We start from the raw sequence: 16706 nt of genomic DNA, 5'->3' as shown, positions 1-16706 counted from the left end.
TTTTATCTGACGATATTTTTTTCTTCGCCTTTTATTGTATCCCTTATTCTGTTCTTAGTGCTTCAATCGGTTTGATTCTTGAAGCTCTGTACGCTGGAACAAATCCGGCAATTAATCCTGAGAAAATCAGTGCAATGAATGCCATCAAAATAGCTCCCCATCCTACACTTGGGCTTTTAATGAAAAACTCTTCAAGGCTATTGCCAATAAGACTTAATGCTAAAACCCCTACTCCAACTCCGATAAGTCCGGATACTACTGTAATCACAACACTTTCCTGAACAATCAGGCCTACAATTCCGCTTGGTTTAGCACCAATAGCTTTTCGTACTCCGATCTCTTTGGTTCTTTCTTTTACGATATACACCATAATGTTGCTGATCCCGATAATTCCGGCCAGTAATGTCCCCAATCCAATGAACCCCACAATCGCTGTAAGCACGGCCATAAAAACGAATGTATCGTTCATGTTTTTCGCATTGTTCCAGACGCGGACCCCATTTTCATCATCAGGAGAAACATTTTTTCTTGATTTTAATCTATCTTTTAATTCATCCCCGTATTTGATAGCCTGCTCAGGAGTCAGTTTGTCACTGTAAGAGATATAAGCTATACTCACGGTATCAGAACCTTTTTTCATTTGCTGCAGAGTCGTAATAGGAACTGTAATATGTCTTTCGTCCCAGTCTCCTCCATCATCGGAAAATACTCCTACGACCTTAAACATGGTTCCGTTGATATCAAGCTCCTTTCCTACAGGGCTTCCGTTCTTAATCAAATCTCTCTGCACCATCCTTCCAATAACTGCAACATTTTGCTTTCCTGCCAAATCGCGAGGGGTAATGTATCTACCATCAATCATCTTCCGGTTTTCAATGATCTGCTCACCTGGCTCCGCTCCATGTACCTGATAAATTCCACTTTCCTTTCCGTACTTCACCATTAAACTGGCATTATATCTTGGACTTGAAGCTCCTACATTCTTCTTATCAGTATTAATAAGAAAATCATAGTCATTGTTATTCAACGTAACAGTACGATCTGACTGCAATCCTTTATAAGCTAATGTAGTTTTCCCTGTGGTAATGGAAATCAGGTTTTTGGCATCTCCTGAAAATCCTTCAGAGAAAGCATTCTGAAGTCCTTTTCCAATTCCAAAAAGTACAATGAAAATAAACAGTCCCAGAGCTACTGTGAACCCTGAAAGTACTGTCCGAAGTACATTACTACGGATAGAACTGAATATTTCCTGCCAACGATCTAGGTCAAACATTTTTTATTGGTATTAAAAGATTGAAAAATTTAAAGATTAAAACCGAATCATTAAATTTTAAAATTATCTCATTTTCAAATTATCAAATTCCTAAAGCACAATCTGCTTAATAAACTCGTCACTTTCAATAATCCCGTCTTTCAGTATTACATTTCTTTTGGTTTGTGCAGCAACATCGGGTTCATGGGTTACAACGATGATTGTTCTTCCTTCGTTGTTGATATCCTGAAGAAGTTTCATAATATCATGAGTAGTTTTGGAGTCCAATGCTCCTGTAGGTTCATCTGCCAATACTACTTTTGGATTCGTAATCAAAGCTCTGGCAATAGCCACTCTCTGTTTCTGTCCACCCGAAAGCTCACTGGGAAGGTGATCTGCCCATTGTGCAAGCCCTACTTTCTCCAGGTATTCCATCGCTCTCTGATTTCGTTCTTTTCTCGGTACATTCTGATAGTACAAAGGAAGCGCTACGTTTTCCAAAGCTGTTTTATAATTGATAAGATTAAAAGATTGAAAAATAAATCCTAAAAACTTACTTCTGTATTCTGCGGCTTTTATTTCAGATAAATGCTCTATAGGAACACCATCCAATTCATAAGTTCCCGAATCTTTTTCATCCAGAATCCCAATAATATTAAGAAGCGTAGATTTTCCCGAACCGGAACTTCCCATAATAGAAACAAACTCTCCTTCAGAAATATTCAGATTAATTCCTTTAAGAACATGAAGTTTGCTTTTCCCTGTATCGTATGACTTATTTAAATCCTGAATTACTAACATTAAGTGATGTATGTTTTATACCCAATAAGTAGATGATATTTTCAAATTGTTACAAGAATAAAAATTTATTCAAATATTTTTTTGTTTAACATATTAGCCCTTTATTTATAATAGTTTATATTTTTTTGTTTAACTGTAACTAGGGATTTGTACCCATTTATCACCAATATTGCGGTCTAGCCTATTATTCGAGCCTGTTCCATGTAAATGTGGAAAACTTTTCCGGCTAAAAGTCAGACGATTAGTATTTACCCCTTTCAAAATCAGTTCTTTTTTTCGAACTTTGTCATTAGTTCTTTACAAGAAATATGGATTTGCGGAAGTGAATAACTTTAATTCACAATATGCAGACAAACAAAAACTTAAGTATTTCCGGAACGTTATCCACAGAGATCTAAATTATTTAATTATAAAGATATTTAATATGGGAATTTTTGATAAAAGAGTAAGTTATAAGCCATTCGAATACCCGGAGGTTCTTCAATTTGTAGAAGCAATCAACAAATCGTTCTGGGTGCACTCGGAAGTGGACTTTACTGCAGATGTTCAGGATTTTCATTCGCAGTTGGAACCACATGAAAAGCATGCTGTGAGAAATGCGCTCTTAGCCATTGCACAGATCGAGGTGTCTGTAAAGACATTCTGGGGAAATTTATACAACCACCTTCCAAAACCGGAATTCAATGGATTAGGATCTACTTTTGCAGAATGTGAGTTTCGTCATTCTGAAGCATATTCCCGTTTATTAGAGGTATTAGGATATAATGATGAATTCCTTAACGTAATCGAAATTCCTGCCGTAAAAGGAAGAATAGAATTTCTTGGAAATGCTTTAAAGCATGCTAATTCTGCCACTCCGAAAGAATATGTTTCTGCATTATTGCTATTCAGTATTTTGGTGGAAAACGTTTCTCTTTTCTCGCAATTTGCCATCATCCTTTCTTTCACAAGATTTAAAGGATTCATGAAGAACGTTTCCAATATCATCGCATGGACTTCAATCGATGAGCAGATTCACGCTAATGCAGGAATCTATCTGATCAACAAAATCCGTGAGGAGCAGCCTGACTTACTAACAGACAGCGACATTGAAGATATCTACACGTTAGTAGATGAGTCTATCGCAAGAGAAGGAGATATCCTTAGCTGGATCTTCGAATTGGGAGAAATCGACAATGTTTCTAAAGAAGATCTGTTAAACTTCATGAAATACCGTGTAGATGACAGTTTGAAGAAAATCAACATGAAAACAAGATATAACATTACTCCGGAACAATACAAACCAATGGTATGGTTCGAAGAGGAAGTTTTTGCTAATTCATTAGATGATTTCTTCGCGAAGAGACCTGTAGACTATACGAAGCACGATAAGAGTATTACAGCAAACGATTTGTTTTAATACTGGGGCGCGAGCGAAGCGAGCGTCAAAGCAGTCAGTATTAGAATCTATCCTTACTGACCATTTAGTGGAATACTGTTCATTAGTAAAGCACAAATATAAAAGATGATCAATGTAATAGTAACCTATACGGTAAACCCCGAATTTGTTCCGAATAACAAAACTAATATCCAAAAGTTTCTGGAGGACTTCAAAAATATAGATCCTTCAACCTTTGAGTATAAAGTCTATGTAAAGGAGGACGGTGTTACTTTTGTTCATTATTCAAACTACATCAATGAAGAAGTTCAGCATGAGGTTTTGAATGTTCCATCTTTTAAAGAATTTCAGAGATTAAGAGATGAAAGCGGGCTGAACGGTTCCCACAAAGTAGAAATTTTACAATCAATAATATAAAAAAACAAAATTCCGGAGTGATTCTCTCATTCCGGAATTCGAAAATATAACATCTATGGAAGAGCAAAATTCAAATATATGGTGGCTCAATGAAGAGTCTGAGCAAATGCTGAACAGAGGATATCTATTGAAAGGTGAAACGGTAGACGGAGCTATCGACAGAATTACCACTGCTGCTGCAAAAAGATTATACAAGCCAGAACTTCAACAGGCATTCAAAGAAATGATCACGAAAGGATGGATCAGTTTCTCTTCTCCTGTATGGGCTAATATGGGAACAGAAAGAGGTCTTCCTATCTCATGTTTCAACGCCCATATTCCGGACAGTATTGAAGGAATTACTCACAAAATGGGTGAAGTAATCATGCAGACTAAAATCGGAGGAGGAACTTCAGGATATTTTGGTGAATTGAGAAACAGAGGTACAGCGGTAACTGATAACGGAAAGTCTTCAGGAGCAGTTTCATTTATGAAGCTTTTCGATACGGCTATGGATGTAGTTTCTCAAGGAGGTGTAAGAAGAGGAGCTTTTGCAGCTTACTTAGATATTGACCACGGAGATATTGAAGAATTTTTATCCATTAAAGATATCGGTAGCCCTATTCAGAACCTGTTTACCGGAGTATGTGTTCCGGATTACTGGATGCAGGATATGATAGATGGTGATATGGAGAAACGTAAAGTTTGGGCAAGAGTATTGGAAAGCCGTCAGCAAAAAGGTCTTCCTTATATTTTCTTCACAGACAACGTGAACAGAAATAAACCTCAGGTGTATAAAGATCTAGGAATGACGGTGAACGCAAGTAACCTTTGTTCTGAAATCATGCTTCCTTCTACTATGGAAGAATCTTTCATCTGCTGTCTGTCTTCTATGAACCTTGAACTGTATGACGAATGGAAAGATACAGATGCTGTAAAACTAGCGGTATACTTCCTGGATGCTGTTTTATCTGAGTTTATTGACAAAACTGAGGGTAACTATTACCTACAGGGAGCAAGAACTTTTGCAATGCGTCACAGAGCTCTTGGACTAGGAGTTTTAGGATACCATTCTTATTTACAGAAAAATATGATTCCGTTTGAAAGCTTTGAGGCAACTCAATTCAATGCAAGAGCATTCAGACATATTAAAGAGCAGGCTGAGCAGGCTTCAAGAGAACTTGCCAACATATACGGAGAACCGGAAGTATTGAAAGGATACGGGCTAAGAAACACCACAACAATGGCTATCGCTCCTACCACTTCAAGTTCTGCAATCTTAGGACAGACTTCTCCGGGAATCGAGCCTTTCTCTTCAAACTATTATAAAGCAGGTCTTGCTAAAGGGAACTTTATGCGTAAGAACAAATACCTGGCAAAATTATTGAAAGATAAGGGATTGGATAACGAAGAAACATGGAGAACAATCATGTTGAACCACGGATCTGTACAGCATCTGAATGAGCTTTCTCCTGAAGAAAAAGCAGTATTCAAAACTTTCAAAGAGATCTCTCCAATGGAGGTTATTTCTCAGGCTGCACAGAGACAGCAATACATTGACCAGGCACAGTCACTGAATCTTCAGATTCCTTCTACAATGCCTGTAAAAGATGTAAATTACCTTTATATTGAAGCTTGGAAAAAAGGAGTAAAAACGCTTTACTACCAAAGAAGTTCATCTGTTTCAAAAGAAATGATGGTTAACTTCGTATCATGCTCAAGCTGTGAGGCATAGGACCAAGTAATAAACACGCTATATTTACAAAAGCATACCGAAAGGTGTGCTTTTGTCGTTTTCAATATAATAGTTTTGGTTATTGGCCCGCAGATTACACAAATTCTTACAGATGATTCTTATAGTGTTGATAAGTTTTGGCTAAAGCCGATGGATGATTTGTTTTTTTGAAAATGGGCTAAAGCCCATTTCTATTGAATAATTACAACTTGTATATAATTATTGGGGATTTAACCATAGATTATGCGGATTTTCATAGATAATTGCGTGTATTTAAAATGATTGAGTAAAGATAAAATGCATTTCTTATATCGGCAAAAATTGAGCATTCATCAATTATCATTCATCATTCATAAAAAAGGTCCGGAAAGAAAATCCGAACCTTTGAAAAAGAATTATATGAAGTAAAATTAAAAGCGTTATTAAAAATTATACCGAACACCCAGCTGCGCCTGGAATCTTGAGGCAAACTGATCTATGGTATAAGGCAAACCAGGTGTTTTAAAGTTGTAGGTAGGATCTCCCGCTGAAGGTTGTCCTGTTGCTACATTTCCAACTTTTGTCAACCCGACACTCGCTGTAGAATTGAAGGTATTAGGTACAAAGTACACTTTCCCCCAGTCTTTGTTTAACAGATTGGTAAAATTGATGATGCTCAATGAGATCTGAATATTGTTCTTAGACTTCGGACTCAATCTGATTTCATCCATAATTCTGATATCTGCCTGAATATTCCAAGGGGTAACATCACCATTTCTTTCCGTAAACTTCCCTCGTCTGGATTTCAGATAATCATTACTGTTGACAAAATTTTCATAATCTGCAATCTGCTGTTGGGCAGTAACCACAACGTTTCCTGCGGCATCTTTTATCGGAACAATATATTTGGATGCTTCTGCAGCATCTTTAAAGATATAAGCAAGTCCCGCAGCCTGTCCCGTATTGGCAATAGTACTGTTCACAAATCCCCAAGAGAAAGGATTTCCTGATTGTGCATTGAAGTATACGTTGGTATATAATCTGTTGGAATCAGAAATAGTAAAGGTATATCCAAGATTGGCTACCACTCTGTTTTTGATGGCAAAATTAGAGGTGGTCAGCTTCGGATCATTAGGAGTCAGAGACTGGTTCATCTGCCAGTTACTTTCCATGGAGTTTCTGATACCATTGGTAATATCTTTAGCATCACCGTAAGTGTATGCCACAAAGAAATTGAATCCGAAGTTATACGACTTTGACAGCTGAGCCGTCAGATTGTAACGGTATCCTTCTTTAGTGTTGGATAAAAGATAGGCATTGGAAAAATTGCTATTGATATTCGTTGTATAGATTGGCATCTCATGATTCACATCATAGCTGTAATACGTTACATTATCCGTTTTATTGACCTGCTGGAATTTCAGATCATAAAGCACTTTGGTATAAATACCTTCCAAAGTAAGTTTATATCCTGCAAGCGTATAATCAAAAGCTAAGGAACTTCTCCATACTCTTGGCATTTTAAAGTTATTATCAACAAGGTCTACCTGTACTTTTGAGGAATTCTGCCATTTTGGGAAGTTAGAACTCATTAAAGGATCTCCATTCGTTGCAAGTTGTCCTGCAGTAGGAGCATTGTAGTCATAACTTCCAAAACCTACTCCATCATTATAATAAGCATATCCTAACCAGGCAAAAGGAATTCTTCCCACAAAAATTCCAGATCCTCCCCTTAGCACCATCGATCTGTCTTCTGTAAGATCAATCGTAAATCCAAGTCTTGGAGAGAAGGTTGGTTTATTCAGATAGTTGTTGGTAAGCTGGCTCAGTGGAGTATAATTATAGGTATTCCCATAGTTAGGATCCTGAGGAGAATTGTTTACCAATGGGCTCGACTGCGGTTTATTCGGTAAATCTGTATAATCTACTCTTACTCCCGGTGAAAGTCTTACTCTTCCCCAATTGATTTCATCCTGAAGATAGAGGGAAAGCAGATTCACTTTATACTGTGCATAAGGATTATCAAAAAGCGTTTGCCTGCTGTCTCCGTTAAAAGGGTAAGTTCCCCTTATCCTTGCAGGTGTCCCATTATAAAAATCGGTCAGGTTTTTATAGGAAATTCTTCCGTTCAACGCATTTACAAAACCATAATTGATATTATACAACTCATTGTGAGTTCCTAATAAGAAAGTATGATTTCCTTTTTTATAAGTAAGATTATCTGTAATTTCAAATGTTTTCTGTTTCATATTGAAAACAGTAGCTTCTCTGTCATTTCCTAACAGAATTGTTCCGCCATTATAAGCAATTTCCACCTGTGGAAACATAGCATTGCCGGAAGTAGGATCTCTATAATCATGAATGGAAGAATATCCTACGACCAAATTGTTGCTCCATTTATCATTAAAACGGCTTTTTAATTCAAGTGTGGTAGTAGATGCTGTATTTTTCTGAATAAAATCCATACCGGAGAATCTAAAGTTGGCCCCGTCTCTTTCAAGATTGGATGCCTGTGAAAATACCGTATTGTTTTTAATGGATAAAGTATGCTTGTCATTAATTTTCCAATCTAACTTATTGAAAAGTTTAGAACTTTCAGAGAAGTTATTGTACTGATTAAAGCTCCCTACATTGAAACCATATTTATTTCGTACAAAATCTGAAATCTGCTGAGCCACCTGCTCATTGACGAGTGCTCCCGGATCATTGGCATTATAAAATACAGGATCTGTTCTTTTCGTATATTCCAGATTTGTAAACAGGAATACTTTATCCCGTACAATCGGCAGACCTACTCTTCCCCCATAAATAAAATCTTCAAAATCTTTGGGCATTTTAGAATTATCTCCTACTCTGTTATTACCGGTGATCGCAGCATTTCTTCCGTAAGCATAGATAGATCCTGTAACACCATTACTCCCGCTTCGTGTCACCGCATTGATACTTCCTCCAAGGAAATTTCCGAGCTTCACATCATATGGAGCGATATAGACCTGTACATCCTGAATGGCATCCAGACTTATAGAATTGGAACGCGTACTGCTTCCAGGCATCCCTGAGCTCCCCGTCTGCCCTCCCAACGAAGGACTAAAGCCAATAGCATCATTATTAATAGAACCATCTATCGTCACATTATTGTATCGGAAATTGGTCCCGTTGAAAGAGTTGTTAGCACTCTGAGGAACCAGTTTTGTAACATCCTGAATTCCACGGTTGATATTCGGAAGGCCGGAAATCTGAGCCTGGCTGATTCCCACCCCATATTTTGCCGTGGTCTTTTTAGAAGTAATTTTCACTTCATCAATTGTTTTTTCTTTACTTCCTACATCTACTACGGGCAAGTCATTACTCCCTAAAGAAAGCTGAAGGTTCGGGTTTTCATAAATAACCTGTGATCCGTCAGAAATTTCAATTTTATAAGGCCCTCCCGGCTGAAGATTGTCCAAACTGAACTGCCCTTTGCTGTTACTTTTCGTTTCAAAGGTACTATTGGTAGGAAGGTGAATTACCTTTACTGTAACTTCGGAAGAAATCCCCTTTAATCTTCCAAAAATTTTAGAACTGGTTTCCTGTGAAAATGCAAACCCAAACGATAACAGAGCAAAAGCACAGATGATTTTTTTCTTCATATTTTATTCGCTATAAACTTGGTGTAAAATTAGATCTCGTAAAAATGAAGTATGGTAACATAGAATTAACATTACGTAACAGAATGTTTAACATTTCCTTAAAAAAAACTTAATAGAAACATAGTGATAGACTTAAAAAAATTCATATAAAAAATTAAAAATCATTCTATTTTTCAAGCTTTCTGAGCATATTTAAGAAGATGAAAAATACCATTCGGATAGTTATATAACTTTACAAATTTGTGGCAAGGCAATCATTTTCCATAACAACTACTTTCCCTGAAAATCATAGAATGCTCTGAGATTTTTGGTTTATATTTGTGTTTATTGTTTAATACCAAAACTACAGATATGAAATTCGGACAAGTAGAAGACCCTTCAAAAATAGATTTCACATTACCTAAAGACCATCCTAAAACCAAGGAAATGCTGGCTCTTAATAAAAAAGGACTGGAAAACATTTCTATCGGATGTGCTAAATGGAACAAAACTGACCTTAAAGGATTTTATCCTAAAGGAACTAAAGATGAATTGACTTATTATGCCACTCAGTTTAATTCTATAGAACTGAATGCTACTTTCTACGGAATGCCAACTCCTGATCAGGTAAAAACATGGAAAGAAAAAACTCCGGAAAATTTCAAATTTTTCCCTAAGATCACCAATACGGTTTCTCATTTCAGAAGGCTGATTGATGTGACTGATCCTGTGACTCATTTTGCCTCCGCTGTTATGAATTTTGATGAAAAACTGGGAATGGCTTTCCTTCAGCTTCATGATAATTTTAAGCCTAAGGACTATGACAGGCTGGAAAAATTTGTAAAGGAATGGCCTAAAGAAGTTCCTTTGGCTATAGAACTCCGAAATACAGAATGGTTTACCGATGAGGAAATCTTTAATACAACATGTGACCTTTTTGAGGCTCATCATATCACCAATATTATCGTAGATACTGCCGGAAGAAGAGATATGCTTCATATGCGTCTTACAACGCCCAATGCATTCATCCGATATGTAGGAGCGAATGCCGAAAGTGACTACGAAAGACTGGATGACTGGTTGAAGCATCTTACCCAATGGAAGAAAGACGGTCTTCAGAATCTTTACTTTTTTGTACATCAGAATATTGAAAAAGCATCTCCTTTATTATCTGCCTATTTTATCAAAAAACTAAATGAAGAATGGAAAACGGATATTCATCTTCCACAAATGGCTACCGAAAGTACAGGAACCCTCTTTTAAAGGATATAAAGTTTACATCAATTATTCAAAAAAACAGAATTTATTTCAGTATAAAAAATTAAACAGACCCTATTTTATTTTTTTTCTAAATAGCAGACATCTCCTTTTCATAAAGAAAAATTTCGTATATTAGAGTATAATGTATTTCACTAAACATTATGCTTTAAAACATAAATCATGGAAAAGGAAATTTGTACAATCAGTATTGCCAGTAACTGGCTTAGTGATGAATATATTTTTTATGAAAATCACACTATAAAAAGGATATATGATCATCACAGTCTAAATTCTAATAAAATCGAATGGGTCACCCCGAAAGAGATTAGTAAACAGAATAAGGACAAAATTATTAGATCCTGTCCTGAAGAATTTAAGGAGCAGGTTATGCAAATTCTGGATTATCCCTAAAGAAACAAAACAAAAACGGTAATGAGTATCAAAACCTCATTACCGTTTATTATTTATTTTTTCTCAGAAGCAGTACCAGATTGAGAAACAGAAGAAGGAAATCCAGTGCAATCCAGATCCCCAGTTTTGTATTCTCATAATTGTAAGCATCCACTTGTTTTTTTGCAGCATCAGAAAGCTTCATACTTTGGTTGATGTAGTTCTGTACTTCCACAATCTGATCAATATTTTTATTGGGTACAGAATGTTGGGAAAAATATACAAGATTTTTCTTTCCGAGATACCCTACAATCCAGTATTCATCGGATTTATCCATTTTCAGGTATTCTACTCTGTAATATTCCGGACGTATTTTCCCAATATGTTTGGGTTCAAGGGTTGTATTTTTATCAGATTTATTTACGTTGATCAGGTAAAAATCCAATGCCTGCAGAAGTTTATTCACTACCTGCAGTCCTACAGAATTGTCCACGAATGCCACAGCACTTTTCTTAATAAACCAGTACGTAAAAACTGAGATTGAAAAAACAACTGTTACAATACGAAACAGCTTCGCCCACTTCGCCATACTCCCTGATTTTATCTTAAATAAGATCAAAGAAAGCACTGATGCCAGAAATATTATAAAAATAATGAGTGTCATATTTTACAAAGATACTTCTTATCTCTATTTTATCTATATTTGGCCTCAAATTTTTAATCTTAACTAACCATGAAAAAAACGCTATCGGTACTACTTTCTTTTTGTATCGCGCTCATCTTCGCTCAGGTAAAATTCGAAAAAGGCTACATTATCAACAGTAATGACGTCAAAAAAGAAGTACTCATCAAAAACCAGGGATGGGTAAGTACTCCTGACAATTTCGTTTATAAAACAGATGAAAACTCAGCCGAAAACACTGGTACTCCAAACACTATTAAAGAATTTGGTATCTATAATGAAATTAAATACATCAGTTACAACGGTGATATTGATTATTCATCAGATAATCTTGATGATCTTTCTAACAGTAAAGCTCCGGAACTAAAAAAAGGCTTAGTCTTTTTAAAAGAAGTTGTGAAGGGTAATAAAAGTCTTTATTTCTATCAGAAACAAAATTTTGGAAGATATTTTTATTCCGATTCCGATTCTTCTATTCAGCCATTGATCTACAAAAAATATTATTTCAACGGCAGCAGTTCTCAAGTTGCGACCAATGATGATTATATCAATCAACTGCAAACAATTTTTTCTAATGACAGCAATGCAAAAGCTTTAGCAGCAAAGACAAAATATACCACAAGCGATCTAAAAAAAGTATTCAGCCTATATAACAGTAAATTTTCAGGAGCAACTTCTTCTAAGGAACAGTCTTTTTCTGAAACCAAAAAGAAAGCAAAATTCAATTTAAGCATAAGACCGGGAGCTAATTTCTATTCTCCATTGAAAATTGCACAAACCTATGGTAATGAAGGTTTCCCTTCTAAAACTGGTGTAAGAATAGGTGTAGAAGCAGAAATCGTATTACCATTCAACAAAAACAAATGGTCAGTAGTTCTGGAACCTACCTTCTCTCTTTACAACAATAAGGTAACCATTAAAACGAATGATAATTTATATAATATGCATATGGAGAATTATTCATTCTTCAGTCTTCCGTTAAGCTTAAGACATTATATGTTTATCAATGATGACTCAAAAATCTTTATCAATGCTGGTATTAATGTCCTTTCGATTAAAACCAGCTCATCTGAAACTATTGATTTAGATTATGATGGGACGGTTTTTGACAAATTACAATTATCCCCGTCCCAAAGCTTTAAAAGTGCCGTATTTGGCGTAGGCTTCAACTATAAGAATAAATACAGTATCGAAGCAAGATACAATACAAGTACTAATCTACTGGATGAAAAAAGAAATGCTGCTACTGGAGATCTTAAATATGTTTCCTTAATTCTAGGATATAATATTTTCTAGTCTACATTCCATTCTTTATAAAACTGGTCGAGGAAATTCAACATGTAATGGTGTCTTTCTTCGGCCATTTTTTTGCCTTTTTCGGTATTCATCATATCTTTCAAAAGGAGTAGTTTTTCATAGAAATGATTAATGGTGGTTCCGTTAGATTTTTTATATTCTTCTTTCGACATTCCCAATTTGGGGTTCATATCCGGATGGTACATCAGGTTATTCTTAAAACCTCCAAAGTTGAATGTTCTGGCAATTCCTATGGCACCAATTGCATCAATGCGGTCTGCATCCTGTACAATTTTAAGCTCGATTGGGGGATCTACAGGTGCCTGATCTCTGTTTTTAAAGGAAATATTCTCAATAACAAATAAAACCTTCTGGATGGTTTCTTCAGAAACATTCTGCTGTTCAAGAAATTCTCTGGATATTTTGGGAGCAATGGTTTCGTCACCATTATGAAATTTAGGATCGGCAATATCGTGAAGAAGAGCAGACAATTCTACTACTTCTGTATCACAAACCTCTGTTTCTGCTATTTGGGCAGACAGTTTCCAGACTCTTTCAATATGGAACCAGTCATGTCCTGCTTCTGCTCCTTCTAATTTTTCTTTTACAAATGCTATTGTGTTCTCAATTGTACTTTTCATGTATCTATCAATTCATTTAAAATAATATCCCAGAGTTTGTTGTTGTAACTTCTAAAAAAATTGATATGCCCGATTTCTTTTTTATCAGATTCTGAAACGGCTACCAGTCTGTAGGTGGGTCTTAGATTAGTATAGGTATCATTCAGCAAGCTCAACACTCCTTTTTCTGTGAGCCAGATATCATCTTCTGCCCGAATCACAAATACTTTCTGCGTCAAATTTTTAGAGTAGTCATCAATTTTCTCCAACAGTCTGTTGGTTGATTTCTTGTTTAAAATTAAGGTTCTCCAGTCATATGCGCAATTTTTTGGAAGACTTTCTCCAAGCCCAAACCAATGTGCCGGAAAATATCCTAATAATGAAGTGGTTACCGGCTGAGCAATTCCAAAGCCAAGAAAAGCTTCAATTTTGGTCATTCCTTTAAGGTTTCCTACAAAAGCATTTTGTGTTCCTACAAAAACAAATTCTTCAAACATTTCAGAATCCTGATTCATTCCCAGAATTAATGCTCCCACGGAATGCCCCAGGCAATATTTTCTGTAGTCTTTAAAATTCGCCTTGATATATTGAGTTAAAGCTTTGTAATCTTGTGAACCCCAAAGCCTCATAGAACCATAAAACCCTTTCATATTTTCTGGTTTGGAAAGTCCTATCCCCCGATAATCATAGGTAATTACTGTAAATCCCTGTTCAGAAAAATAGCTCGCAAAGGAAAAATAGACCTGTTGTTTCACTCCTGTTGCCGAATTGATCAGCAATAGTTTCCCATTACTTTTTTCCGGTATAAAGAGATGAACAGCCAGGGAAGCATGGTCTTCTGTGGTCAATATTAGTTTTTCCATAGTATAAAAAGAAAAAATCCACTATAAAAGTGGACATTTTACTTATATTTTTATGTTAAGTTTCAATCTTTTGATATGTCGTAAATAGCTTTAAGAAAAGAAATCTGAGATTCTTGGCAGCCCTGTCTGAGATCCTTTGCCTCCTGAAACTCTTGATGAAACTTCATTTCCGAATTTCACACATTCTTCAATAGAATTCCCATGGCAGAGGGCTATGGCAAATCCTGAAGTAAATGCATCTCCCATTCCCATTTTATAAACGGTTTCATCTTTATCATTTCTGTAATACTTCATCTCTGTACCATCAAAATAAATGGTTGAATTGGTATCATCTCTTACAAAAACTTTATTGAAATATTTCTTAAGGACTTCTTCTCTCTTTTCTTCTCCGAAAATAACATATAATTCATTGCTTTTGGCAATAATAAAATCTACTTTATCTAAGATCTCTTCGCTGACTCTCATTGCAGGAGAAGCATATAATCCTATCTTCTTACCATATTGCTTGGCTTTTTTCACAGTATGTTCTACAACTTCCATAGAAACCTCAAGCTGTACAAGCACAAGGTCTGTGGTATGAAAATATTTTTCCGCTTCATCTATATGGGCTTTACTAAGATGTTTATTCGCAGCCGGTACTACAACAATAGCTGCATGTCCATTGGAGGTCGTCACATAAGCTGTACCTGTAGATTCTTTATCTGTTTCATGAACAAAACCTACATTTACATTTTCACTCACCAGATTTCTCATAATCTGTTGTCCAAGGGGATCCATTCCCACACATCCTATAAAGTACACACTTGCTCCCAATCTTGCTGTACCCACTGCCTGATTGGCTCCTTTTCCTCCGAAGTAGCTATATGAATTAACAGCCAAAACTGTTTCATTTGGTAAAGGAAGTTTTTCGGTTTCAAGGACAAGGTCAATAGATGAGCTGCCTACAACGATAATTCGGGGCTGTTCTGATAAGAAGTTCATTGTGTTTTATATTGTTCTTTTAAGTTTAATATTTTGCAAAAATGGTACCTCAAAAATAATTAAATTTAATTAACTTATTTCAATAAATTCTGTAATTATCTTTACCGGTGATTGATCTTTATCATATGCGATATAACTGGCGTAAAAACCTTCTCCATATCCGGTCTCAAAAGCAAATATAGTTCCCGGATGTTCTTTTGCAGGTTTTAGAAAAGCATACTGGTCAATAGCTCCTTTTTCATCAAAGAAATAATCATGAAAGAATTCTTCATAGATTCCCATGAAATCTCCCCCTTTATTGTTGTATAACTTTTGTTCCAATTCATTGAGACTGTTTTGAGTATCAACATCCATGAAGCATCCCATTCCACTTTCTACAGGATATCCAAAAACTTCTTCTTTCGCCAGGTCTTTTATATTCTGTCCTGCTGTGGTTGCCAGTTTCCATTCTTTAATTTCAGAATTATTGAATATAATTTCGGCATAGGCCACACAATTACTTTCTCTTTCTTTATGTAATATGACAGAAAAATCTCCTTTAGGAAATTCTGTAGTGAAAGCAAGCATATCATTGGTGATTAATGGATCACAGGTAACCAGCTTTCCACTGGAAAGATAGATCTTTCCTACTGCAAAACTTTCTAATAGCGGACTTTCTACAAAATCTTTCGAGAATAGTTTTTTTATGTTTTCTATATGTGTCATTGTATTTATTCTTTTAAACCATCAGGCTGGATACAATTGTATTCGTGTATCCAGCCTGAGGTTTTGACATATTAACCTATTTTATTAGGTAATTTTTTATAAACTTTTCAGTTTCTCTTCAAGGATAAAAATATCTATTTTTTTACCAACTGCTTGTTTCATCAAATATTTTAAATAATCCTTCTCTATATGGTTGTTTTAGCTGCTTTATTCTGCTTTCCAAAACTTCCCAGCTTTCTTCTGAATATGATTCCAAAACAGCATTCAATTCCTCTTTATTATTATTAACATAGTCTACAGGAACTGGAAAAAAGTCATTCCAATGGGGGTTTTCTTCAGAATTTTCATAAAGAGCAACTGTTCCTATCCTATCATTGAGTTTACCTTTTCCTTTATAAGACAAAACCTTTATGACAGGAAACTCACCTCCAAAACCTTTGGATAAATTGGTAGTGACAGCAATCATCTTAGGTTTTTCAGAAATCACTATTGCTCCGTTAGAATCTCCATATTTAAAATGTTCTTTTTGTCTTCTCCAGTAAAAAATGTTTACCAGTAAAAGAATAATAAAAGCAAATCCTCCCCATAGCCATGAAACATCCCATGCAAAAGCTAATGAAAACAATAAAGCAATTAACAAATAAATAGGTTTATAGATGTATTTTATCAATACAAATGGCATTACTCTAACTCTTCCAGGGTTTGAAGCAACCGTTCTTCTATCTAATGTTAAAATATCCCTATCGTCTTCCATATCTTA

Annotated in this window: 15 protein-coding genes; 6 read left to right on the top strand and 9 right to left on the bottom strand. The window is 35.6% G+C overall.

The features are described from left to right. Positions 1-43: 43 nt before the first annotated feature. Complete coding sequence (locus tag C1634_RS11265; RefSeq protein ID WP_103233551.1) at positions 44-1273, bottom strand: ABC transporter permease; 1230 nt, start codon at positions 1271-1273, stop codon at positions 44-46. Between the two features lie 90 nt (positions 1274-1363). Continuing rightward, positions 1364-2053: an ABC transporter ATP-binding protein gene (locus tag C1634_RS11260; RefSeq protein ID WP_103233552.1), complete on the bottom strand. Its 690-nt coding sequence runs from the start codon at positions 2051-2053 to the stop codon at positions 1364-1366. Positions 2054-2477: 424 nt separating this feature from the next. Here C1634_RS11260 and C1634_RS11255 point away from each other — a divergent pair, with 424 nt between their 5' ends. The 3 genes from C1634_RS11255 (at position 2478) to C1634_RS11245 (ending at position 5562) form a co-directional block, all read left to right on the top strand. Beyond that, positions 2478-3452 (top strand): ribonucleotide-diphosphate reductase subunit beta, encoded by a 975-nt coding sequence (locus tag C1634_RS11255; RefSeq protein WP_103233559.1) that lies wholly within the window; start codon positions 2478-2480, stop codon positions 3450-3452. Positions 3453-3557: 105 nt separating this feature from the next. After that, entirely contained in the window at positions 3558-3848 is a 291-nt protein-coding gene (locus tag C1634_RS11250; RefSeq protein WP_103233553.1) for a hypothetical protein, read from the top strand. A 55-nt stretch (positions 3849-3903) separates the two neighbouring features. Further along, entirely contained in the window at positions 3904-5562 is a 1659-nt protein-coding gene (locus tag C1634_RS11245; RefSeq protein WP_103233554.1) for a ribonucleoside-diphosphate reductase subunit alpha, read from the top strand. Between the two features lie 422 nt (positions 5563-5984). Here the strand turns inward: C1634_RS11245 and C1634_RS11240 are convergent, their stop codons facing one another. Then, positions 5985-9170, bottom strand: a complete 3186-nt coding sequence (locus C1634_RS11240; RefSeq protein ID WP_109738416.1) for a TonB-dependent receptor — start codon at positions 9168-9170, stop codon at positions 5985-5987. Positions 9171-9521: 351 nt separating this feature from the next. Here C1634_RS11240 and C1634_RS11235 point away from each other — a divergent pair, with 351 nt between their 5' ends. Further along, complete coding sequence (locus C1634_RS11235) at positions 9522-10412, top strand: DUF72 domain-containing protein (protein ID WP_103233560.1); 891 nt, start codon at positions 9522-9524, stop codon at positions 10410-10412. A 177-nt stretch (positions 10413-10589) separates the two neighbouring features. Beyond that, the gene (locus C1634_RS11230) at positions 10590-10820 is read left to right on the top strand and encodes a hypothetical protein (RefSeq protein WP_103233556.1); all 231 of its coding nucleotides are present in this window, start codon (positions 10590-10592) and stop codon (positions 10818-10820) included. A 49-nt stretch (positions 10821-10869) separates the two neighbouring features. Here C1634_RS11230 and C1634_RS11225 read toward each other — a convergent pair whose 3' ends face one another. After that, positions 10870-11388, bottom strand: a complete 519-nt coding sequence (locus C1634_RS11225) for a hypothetical protein (protein WP_165835311.1) — start codon at positions 11386-11388, stop codon at positions 10870-10872. A 144-nt stretch (positions 11389-11532) separates the two neighbouring features. Here C1634_RS11225 and C1634_RS11220 point away from each other — a divergent pair, with 144 nt between their 5' ends. Next, complete coding sequence (locus C1634_RS11220; RefSeq protein ID WP_109738415.1) at positions 11533-12777, top strand: porin family protein; 1245 nt, start codon at positions 11533-11535, stop codon at positions 12775-12777. Here the strand turns inward: C1634_RS11220 and C1634_RS11215 are convergent. From C1634_RS11215 to C1634_RS11195, 5 genes are all read right to left on the bottom strand, one after another. Continuing rightward, on the bottom strand, positions 12774-13418 hold the full coding sequence (locus tag C1634_RS11215) for an HD domain-containing protein (RefSeq protein ID WP_103231665.1): 645 nt from the start codon (positions 13416-13418) through the stop codon (positions 12774-12776). The genes C1634_RS11220 and C1634_RS11215 overlap by 4 nt on opposite strands. After that, a complete protein-coding gene (locus tag C1634_RS11210) occupies positions 13415-14260 on the bottom strand; it encodes an alpha/beta hydrolase family protein (protein WP_109738414.1) in 846 nt (281 codons plus the stop codon). The genes C1634_RS11215 and C1634_RS11210 overlap by 4 nt, the downstream gene beginning before the upstream one ends. A gap of 90 nt (positions 14261-14350) precedes the next feature. Then, entirely contained in the window at positions 14351-15241 is an 891-nt protein-coding gene (locus tag C1634_RS11205; protein WP_103231663.1) for a ribokinase, read from the bottom strand. A 69-nt stretch (positions 15242-15310) separates the two neighbouring features. After that, positions 15311-15946, bottom strand: a complete 636-nt coding sequence (locus C1634_RS11200) for a DUF4241 domain-containing protein (RefSeq protein WP_103231662.1) — start codon at positions 15944-15946, stop codon at positions 15311-15313. A 142-nt stretch (positions 15947-16088) separates the two neighbouring features. Then, positions 16089-16700: a DUF3239 domain-containing protein gene (locus C1634_RS11195; protein WP_103231661.1), complete on the bottom strand. Its 612-nt coding sequence runs from the start codon at positions 16698-16700 to the stop codon at positions 16089-16091. Positions 16701-16706: the final 6 nt, after the last annotated feature.

Source organism: Chryseobacterium viscerum (assembly GCF_002899945.2).
Taxonomy (GTDB): Bacteria; Bacteroidota; Bacteroidia; order Flavobacteriales; family Weeksellaceae; genus Chryseobacterium; species Chryseobacterium viscerum.
The sequence above is the reverse complement of the archived record's forward strand: the minus strand, read 5'-3'. Positions and strand labels throughout refer to the sequence as shown.

What these genes read in the sequence shown, in the direction of transcription:
- C1634_RS11265 (WP_103233551.1), bottom strand. Translation starts at nt 1,273, where the DNA reads ATGTTTGACCTAGATCGTTGGCAGGAAATATTCAGTTCTATCCGTAGT.
- C1634_RS11260 (WP_103233552.1), bottom strand. Translation starts at nt 2,053, where the DNA reads ATGTTAGTAATTCAGGATTTAAATAAGTCATACGATACAGGGAAAAGC.
- C1634_RS11255 (WP_103233559.1), top strand. Translation starts at nt 2,478, where the DNA reads ATGGGAATTTTTGATAAAAGAGTAAGTTATAAGCCATTCGAATACCCG.
- C1634_RS11250 (WP_103233553.1), top strand. Translation starts at nt 3,558, where the DNA reads ATGATCAATGTAATAGTAACCTATACGGTAAACCCCGAATTTGTTCCG.
- C1634_RS11245 (WP_103233554.1), top strand. Translation starts at nt 3,904, where the DNA reads ATGGAAGAGCAAAATTCAAATATATGGTGGCTCAATGAAGAGTCTGAG.
- C1634_RS11240 (WP_109738416.1), bottom strand. Translation starts at nt 9,170, where the DNA reads ATGAAGAAAAAAATCATCTGTGCTTTTGCTCTGTTATCGTTTGGGTTT.
- C1634_RS11235 (WP_103233560.1), top strand. Translation starts at nt 9,522, where the DNA reads ATGAAATTCGGACAAGTAGAAGACCCTTCAAAAATAGATTTCACATTA.
- C1634_RS11230 (WP_103233556.1), top strand. Translation starts at nt 10,590, where the DNA reads ATGGAAAAGGAAATTTGTACAATCAGTATTGCCAGTAACTGGCTTAGT.
- C1634_RS11225 (WP_165835311.1), bottom strand. Translation starts at nt 11,388, where the DNA reads ATGGCGAAGTGGGCGAAGCTGTTTCGTATTGTAACAGTTGTTTTTTCA.
- C1634_RS11220 (WP_109738415.1), top strand. Translation starts at nt 11,533, where the DNA reads ATGAAAAAAACGCTATCGGTACTACTTTCTTTTTGTATCGCGCTCATC.
- C1634_RS11215 (WP_103231665.1), bottom strand. Translation starts at nt 13,418, where the DNA reads ATGAAAAGTACAATTGAGAACACAATAGCATTTGTAAAAGAAAAATTA.
- C1634_RS11210 (WP_109738414.1), bottom strand. Translation starts at nt 14,260, where the DNA reads ATGGAAAAACTAATATTGACCACAGAAGACCATGCTTCCCTGGCTGTT.
- C1634_RS11205 (WP_103231663.1), bottom strand. Translation starts at nt 15,241, where the DNA reads ATGAACTTCTTATCAGAACAGCCCCGAATTATCGTTGTAGGCAGCTCA.
- C1634_RS11200 (WP_103231662.1), bottom strand. Translation starts at nt 15,946, where the DNA reads ATGACACATATAGAAAACATAAAAAAACTATTCTCGAAAGATTTTGTA.
- C1634_RS11195 (WP_103231661.1), bottom strand. Translation starts at nt 16,700, where the DNA reads ATGGAAGACGATAGGGATATTTTAACATTAGATAGAAGAACGGTTGCT.